We start from the raw sequence: 6,697 nt of genomic DNA, 5'->3' as shown, positions 1-6,697 counted from the left end.
TCCGTAGCCGTTGCGAGTCGAGAGCATCCTGCGTTGCCTCCGGCACGACGGAGGCAACATGCCGTGCCGGGGCCCGGTTCTCGAGGAGGAGCTGGACCTCGTATGCCGATAGCTTTCGGTCGCCGTCCGACATGCGGATGAAGGATGCGTCCCACGGGGCAAGCCGCGCCAGGTGGCAGGGCCGACGGTCCCGTGGAATCGGCGGTACATAGGCATAGAGAACCTTCGAGCCACCCATGTCCACGATGTCGACCAACGGTGCGACCGTTGGGTCCATAGCGCGACACAACGTGACGAAGCTATCCCGAATTGACTCCGGATCCACCAGTCCCGAGACCGCGAACGACGCCTTCTCGTCCACGCCGAGAAGGACCGTCCCGCCCTCACCGTTCGCGAATGCGCTGATCGTCTCGTGCAACGACTGGGGCATGCCGCCCCTGGCCTTCTTGATCTCGAACCGATAGTTGTCGTTGCCGAGCCGAGCCAGGTCACCGAGTGTACGGGCCACTGTCTCGCGGTCCATGACTCCCCATCAGGATGCCTTCGACGCATCAGGATGCCATCATGGTACCGCTCAGGCTAATTACCATGACCGACTACCATGAGCCCGACGCTGGACCCGGGTGGGCGTCGGCATGGCGGTGGGGGCATCGGAGTCTGATGACGGCCGTCCCTGCGGGGCATCACGGCTCGGGTGCGGAGCCTATGACCCCATCCCGCTCGTTCTTTCCGATACCCGCTGGTCCAACACCATCCCGATCAGGATCGCGAGCGGATCGTTGGTGAGCAGCTCGTCCGCTTCGGCGATCTGGCTCAGATGCAGGCCCATGGGCTTAAGGTAGTCCGGTCCGCCCGGGGTATCGACGCGGCAGCCGAACAGCCACGGGTGACGTCGTGGGCACCAGGCTCCGGCATCCACGCCTCGGTCTGACGGCGCACCCGTGGTGCCGAAGGTCATCAACCATCCGGAGCAGATCCTGATCGCGCGGACCGCGCGGACCAACGGGCCGTCGGCGACAGGCGTCAGCCGGCGGAGCCGCCCGCGACCACGTAGTTCCAGACCTCGCCTACTAAACGCTGGAGAGGCGTTTCCCTCATCTTGTCCCGGCGTTCGCGCGCCTACGGCTTGAGCATCTCGACGAGCCGGGAGAACCCGTCGGCTCCGTGCCCGGTGTCGACCGCCCGTCGCGCGACGGCGAGCGCCGCGTCGAGGACGGTCGTGTCGAGGTGGCGGGTGCTGGCGGCGTGGCGGACGTGGCTCATGCCCGCCGCCGCGGACAGCAGGTTCGACGTCCCGCCTGGATGCCGGCCCGAGTCGATGTATCCCGCGAACTCGTCGATGATCGGAGGCAGCAGCTCGCCGATGCCGCGGGCAAACGGCGCGAGCGCCGCGGCCGAGACGCCTTCGGCCTTGGCCAGCGCGAAGCCGTGAACGATGCCGCTCATCGCGGTCCAGAAAATGTCGAGCAATGCCATATCGAATGCCGCCGCGCGACCGTGGTCGGAGCCGAGGTGGACGGCTGTGCCTCCCAGCGCGTCGAGCGTCGGTCGGCAGGTGTCGTAGAGCGGCTCCGGCCCGCTGTAGAGGACGACGGCCGCCGGTCCGCCGATGGTCGGCGCCGGTGTCATGATCGAATCTTCGAGGTAGTCGACGCCGTGGTCCGCCGCCCAGTCCGCCATCGCCCGCGCCGCGTCCGGCAAGTCAGAGGTCAGGTTCACCACCGCTCGGCCTTTCACCGCCTCCGCCGCCGGGGCCAGGATGTCCCTCGCCGCGGTGTCGTCGATGACGCAGACCACGGTCAGCGGACTCGCCGTCACCGCGTCGGTCACTGTCGTTGCGAATGTGGCGCCGCGACCGACGAGCGTCTCGGCTCTCGCCGGGGTCCGGTTCCATACCGTGGTCGGATGTCCGTTGTCGAGAAAGGCGCTCGCCAGTGCCTGGCCCATCGGGCCAAGGCCGAGAACCGTCACTGGTGCACCGTTGAAACTGGATGCGTGTTCACTGGTCACGGGGGGTTACGGTAAAGCCTCACACCGACGTGAGAGTCAACTGTGGAGTGCCGGAGGTCACATGCGTATCGGTGAGCTAGCTCGGCGGACCGGCAGCAACGAGCGCGCGTTGCGCTACTACGAGGAACAGAGTCTGCTGCGGCCGGCCAGGCGGCCCAGCGGCTACCGGGAGTACCACGAGAACGACGTTGAGGCCGTCCGCCGGATTCGCACGCTGCTCGCGGCCGGCCTACCGACGGCGGTCATAGCCGAGGTGCTGCCCTGCGTGGTCGACAGCGGCGAGGGTCTGGCTCCGGGCTGTCCCGAGATGCTGCCGTCGCTGTGGCGCGAACACGATCGGATCAGCGCCGCGATCGCCGAGCTGGCGACCGCCAGGGCGTTGCTCGAAGACGTCATCACCGCCACCCCGCCGACGGACGCGGACCCGGCCGGATGCCAGTCGGTGACCTCGGCCGGTGTCGAGGGCGGCACCGGGTCCGTCGCGGCCTAGATCGTCCCGACGCTGGCTGGAAGTGCGTTCGTTCTTTCCGGAACCCGCTGGTCCAGCACCATCCCGATCAGCAGCGCCAACGGATCGTTCGTCAGCAGTTCGTCCGCCGCCGGGATCTGGCTCAGGTGCAGTCCGACGACATCACCGTAGCCGACCGCGGCGCGGCGGCCACCGGAGCCAGGTGAGTAGCGAGAAGGCGGGCGTCTCAGCCGCGGCCTTTCCTGCTCCTGGATCCGTTGGCCCGTGCGCGGCGGCGGGCGACGTCCCGCCGAGACGGCATACGTCCGCCCACCGACGGCCTCGGGCGCGCCGGAGCATCCTCGGGCCGCGAGGCCGGCTCGGCCGCCTGCCGGGCGGGCTGGACGACCGCGTCCGGCCGATGCCTGGCAATGGTCGCCAGGCCGACCAGCGCCGCGGACCGCCCGGGCGAAACGTCACGCAGCATTCCCACCAGCGCCGCGCCTCCGCCCGGCCACCCCGCGGCCTCCTCGTCGAAGGCCGCGAGCATCGCGCGCTCCAGCGGGTCGTCCCCCGCGCCGAGCCGCCCGTCGGCCTCGGACGGCCCGTCGGGGCCGGACGGCATCTCGTCGGCCAACAGTGTCGACCAGAACGCGGTCAGCTGGAGGCTGACAAGCCGATCACTCAGCAGGACCGCGCGGGCACGAGGCGGTGGCTCCACCTCACCCTGGCCTCCCCTCGACCGCCACGCCGCCAGCGCATAGGCGCCGATCGTGGGGTCCGCGACGGCCTCCCGCAACGCCGCCAGCAGATGCTCCTCGGCGCCGGGGCCGGGCAGCGGCGACGGGAGCGCGTCGTCCGGCGCCGCCTGGTAAGGCATGCCGGGGGCGAGCCGCTGCCGCGCCCACCTGTTGGTGTCGACCCCCAGCAGCTCGAAGACGGTCTGGTGCTGCCCGGGGCTCGCCGCGCACGCCGCGAACAGGTCAAGCCAGCGACGCTCAAGATCCCCCGCACCGGCCCACAGCAGCAGGCCGGCCACCCGTGCCCAGGCCGGCCAGGTCCCGAGCCATCGGGCCATCACCGCCGGCTCGGCGGCGGCTACCTCGCTCAACGTCGGAACGTCCCAGCCGGCCTGACTCGCGAGACTGCCCATCACCCGCTCGCCGAGCCTGGACAGCATGATCGTGTCCCCGGCCCGGCAGACGAGGCCCAGCCCCGCCATCCGGTCGGCGACAAGCGCCGTCAGCCGCGCCTGCCGTGCGAGCTCGACGCGCTCGTCGGCGTCGAGCGGCTCGTCCAGGCCGATCAGGCGGTCCAGCTCGTCGTCCTCCGGCAGCGCGTACGCGCCCGGGTCAAGCGGGTCCCACGCCCACATGCTCATGGCCGGTGCCGCGCCCGGGTCCTCCGGGCCCGTGGGCGGTACCGGAAGGACCGGCTCCCGCGCACGCCGGATGACCCAGTCCAGGCCGATAGCCGCCAGACGTGCGACGGAGGCCGTCCCCTGCTGGCCGAACAGCTCGAACAGGACCGGGACGTCGCCGTCGACGACCCGCTCGTCGCCCTCGTCCGAGGCGAACTCGTCGGGTTCAAGGAACGGACCGTCGTCCTCGTCCGACGCGAGGAACGGGTCGTCGTCCTCGCCCAGCCCAGGCGTGTCCGGCTCACGCTCGCCCCGCTCGCCCCGCTCAGCGCCTTCGGCCGGCTGGCGGACGCCCTGGTCGCCGGCCTGCCTGTGACCGTCCCCGGTCAGGTCGGCGGCCATCGTGCGCACGGCCGCGTAGCTCGTCACCGCGAGGTTCAACAGGTCGTCGGCGTCGCCCTCCCGCCATATGGACCACGCCTCGCCCGCGGCCACCCGGCCGTCCTGGACGCGAAGCATCGAGACGGTCCAGGCGAACCGCGCGACGCGCTCCATCACCGACTCCGGCAGACCCAACTGGGCAGCCGTGTCCCCGAGGTGGCGGCCAAGCTCCGCCTCGCCGACTCCGCCCCGCCTGTCCACCCAGCGGGCGAGGCCCGCCGCGGCCGAGAGCAGGGGAGCCGAGCGGACGAGCGCCGCGGTATCCGCTGTATCCGCGGTGTCGCCACCGTTGCGCCTGGAACAGGCACGCGTGGCGCCAGCGGCGCCAGGTCGAGGACCGGCGGCAGGCACCCGCCGTAGTCTTCCCGACGGTCGCTCAGCTCCGCCACGATCGGGCCAACCAGGATGTCCTCCGACGGCGCAAGATCGCGGAACTCCTCCCGCAGGGCCTTGCTAAGCCCCGCCGCCGTGACACCATCGATCACGCGGTCCACCCAGGCCTCGATCCGCGCCAACGCGGACTCGTCTGTGCCGTCCTCCTGATAGAGGTACGGCAGGTAGAAGGCTCTGACGCCAAGCTCCACGCCGGACCGCACGGTTTCGGAGAGCTGGCCGACGACTGCCGCGCGCGTGCCGCGTGGACGCCGCCCTCGTCGGCTCGGTCTCGTCGGCTCGGTCTCGTCGGGAGCGGTCGTCACGGCGAGAAAGGCGGCCTTCCGGTCCGCCAGGGGACGCCCGCGGTAACGCGCGAGCCAGACGCGTACGGCGGACTCGTCGGTGACCTCAACGCCTTCGTCACGCATGAGCCGGGCGTAGAAACGCTCCCAGGTCGTCCGTTCCGGCGCGAAGAGCGCCTCTTCGTAGTCCGCGGTGGCCTCGTCGACAGCCGCGTGGAGCTTCGCCAGTTTCTTCGCGCTCAGCAGGCGAGCCGCGTGCTGCTCGTCCGCCAGAGCCTTCAGCACGCGAGCGCAGACTTCCAGGTCGTCCCGGGCCGGCACCGCGAGCGTCGCGAGGCTCCCGGTCAGGATCTCCCTGGCCAGCGCCGCGGTGATCTCCGGCAGCCCGGCCCGCACCCGCGAGTCCCTGTGCAGCAGGACGACCGCGACCGTCGTGACGGCCGGCCCGGCCGGCAGGGCCTGGCCCCGAGCCTCGGCCGAGCGAAGGAGACGGTCGACACCGACGCCGAGCACCTCGTCAAGCTCTGTCACCTCGTCATGTCCGGTCATGGCCCAGAGGTCTACCAGAGTTGGGTGAATCAGCCGCCGAGCGGTCGCAGCGGCCAGGCAACGAGAAGACACGGGGTGCCGGGTGCTCCGGTGGCCACCCCTCCGCCAGCGGCGCGGCCTGTCCGAGGGCCCCGCCTCGGCGAACGGTGCCGCGCCGTCCACATCCGCTCGTCCTTTCCGAAACCCGCTGGTCGATTTTCGCCCGCGGCGCCACCCACCCAGTGGGTCACGGACCGAGAAGTGCCAGCGGGACCACGGCGACGTCATCACGTCGGCGGTAGGCATGTTCACCCGCATAGATCACGAGGGCGTCGATCAGGTCTTCTCCGATGCGGTCTCGTAGCCAGTTCAGGTGCCTGACGTCGGAGTCCTCGACCCGGTCCGCCAGTTTTACCTCAACCGCCAGCACGCGGCCGTCCGAGTGCTCGACTATCAGGTCGACCTCGTGGTCGTTGTTCTGGGTGCGCAGGTGACCTACCCGGGCCTCGGCGGCCTCGGCGTAGGTATGCAGGCTGAGCGCGGCGAGATGCTCGAACAGAGCCCCCAGAATCGTGCCTGCCGACAGGACGGTGCTGCCCTGCTCGGCCCGCAGCAGCGCGGAGTCGTCAAGTCCGAGCAGCCGCGCGGCCAGCGCCGGGTCCGCCAGATGGTGCTTGGGGGACCGACCGAGCCGCTCAAGATGGTTTCGGGTAGGAATCCACGGCGGTACCGCGTCGAGCAACCACAGCGACGACAGGGCGTCACGATAGGCGAGAGTGGTCTCCTTGGCCGGCTTGTTACCCAGGCCGGGAGTCGCCGCATCCAGGATTTTCGAGTAGGCCGTCGTCGTCGACGTGGCTGCGGCATAGGCGGCGAGCCAGGCGCGCAGCACCGTCGGCCGCCGGATCGGGTAGCCCTGCTCGGGGAACTCCCGTTGAACGACGTTGTCCAGGTACGCATCCAGCTCGGCTCGACGCGCCCGCGGTGGCAGGCCGCGGAGGGCGGGAAAGCCTGATGCAGTGATCTCCTCGACGTAGTCCGTCAGCCGAAGCGAGGTGGCACCACCGATATCGCTGTTCCCGTGGAGAAGCGCGGCGAGGCTCACCGTCGGCCTGTCGACGTCTCGCTCGGCCATGCTCAGCGGACGCATCCGCAACGGCACGATCCGCCCCGCGCCCGAGTGGACCACTGCCCGCGATGATGAAGTGACCGGCAGGCGAGCCGGCGTCGACC

7 protein-coding genes are annotated in these 6,697 nt (G+C 70.6%); 1 reads left to right on the top strand and 6 read right to left on the bottom strand.

Annotated elements, in window-relative coordinates; genetic code table 11:
• From AC08OJ_RS06035 to AC08OJ_RS06025, 3 genes are all read right to left on the bottom strand, one after another.
• Positions 1 to 523: AlbA family DNA-binding domain-containing protein (locus tag AC08OJ_RS06035; RefSeq protein WP_476595252.1), on the bottom strand; the 523-nt coding region annotated here is incomplete at its 3' end.
• Positions 524 to 703: 180 nt separating this feature from the next.
• Positions 704 to 958 (bottom strand): hypothetical protein, encoded by a 255-nt coding sequence (locus tag AC08OJ_RS06030; RefSeq protein ID WP_476595251.1) that lies wholly within the window; start codon positions 956 to 958, stop codon positions 704 to 706.
• Between the two features lie 161 nt (positions 959 to 1,119).
• Entirely contained in the window at positions 1,120 to 1,971 is an 852-nt protein-coding gene (locus AC08OJ_RS06025; protein ID WP_476595250.1) for an NAD(P)-dependent oxidoreductase, read from the bottom strand.
• A 100-nt stretch (positions 1,972 to 2,071) separates the two neighbouring features.
• On the opposite strand from AC08OJ_RS06025, the gene AC08OJ_RS06020 reads away from it, so the two are divergent.
• Positions 2,072 to 2,500 (top strand): MerR family transcriptional regulator, encoded by a 429-nt coding sequence (locus AC08OJ_RS06020; protein WP_476595249.1) that lies wholly within the window; start codon positions 2,072 to 2,074, stop codon positions 2,498 to 2,500.
• Between the two features lie 205 nt (positions 2,501 to 2,705).
• On the opposite strand, the gene AC08OJ_RS06015 is transcribed toward AC08OJ_RS06020, so the two are convergent.
• From AC08OJ_RS06015 to AC08OJ_RS06005, 3 genes are all read right to left on the bottom strand, one after another.
• A complete protein-coding gene (locus tag AC08OJ_RS06015; protein ID WP_476595248.1) occupies positions 2,706 to 4,373 on the bottom strand; it encodes a hypothetical protein in 1,668 nt (555 codons plus the stop codon).
• On the bottom strand, positions 4,373 to 5,485 hold the full coding sequence (locus tag AC08OJ_RS06010; protein ID WP_476591992.1) for a hypothetical protein: 1,113 nt from the start codon (positions 5,483 to 5,485) through the stop codon (positions 4,373 to 4,375). The genes AC08OJ_RS06015 and AC08OJ_RS06010 overlap by 1 nt, the downstream gene beginning before the upstream one ends.
• A gap of 226 nt (positions 5,486 to 5,711) precedes the next feature.
• On the bottom strand, positions 5,712 to 6,653 hold the full coding sequence (locus tag AC08OJ_RS06005) for an ATP-binding protein (RefSeq protein WP_476595247.1): 942 nt from the start codon (positions 6,651 to 6,653) through the stop codon (positions 5,712 to 5,714).
• Positions 6,654 to 6,697 lie beyond the last annotated feature (44 nt).

It is taken from the genome of Frankia sp. CgKIO3, assembly GCF_977946435.1.
The sequence above is the reverse complement of the archived record's forward strand: the minus strand, read 5'-3'. Positions and strand labels throughout refer to the sequence as shown.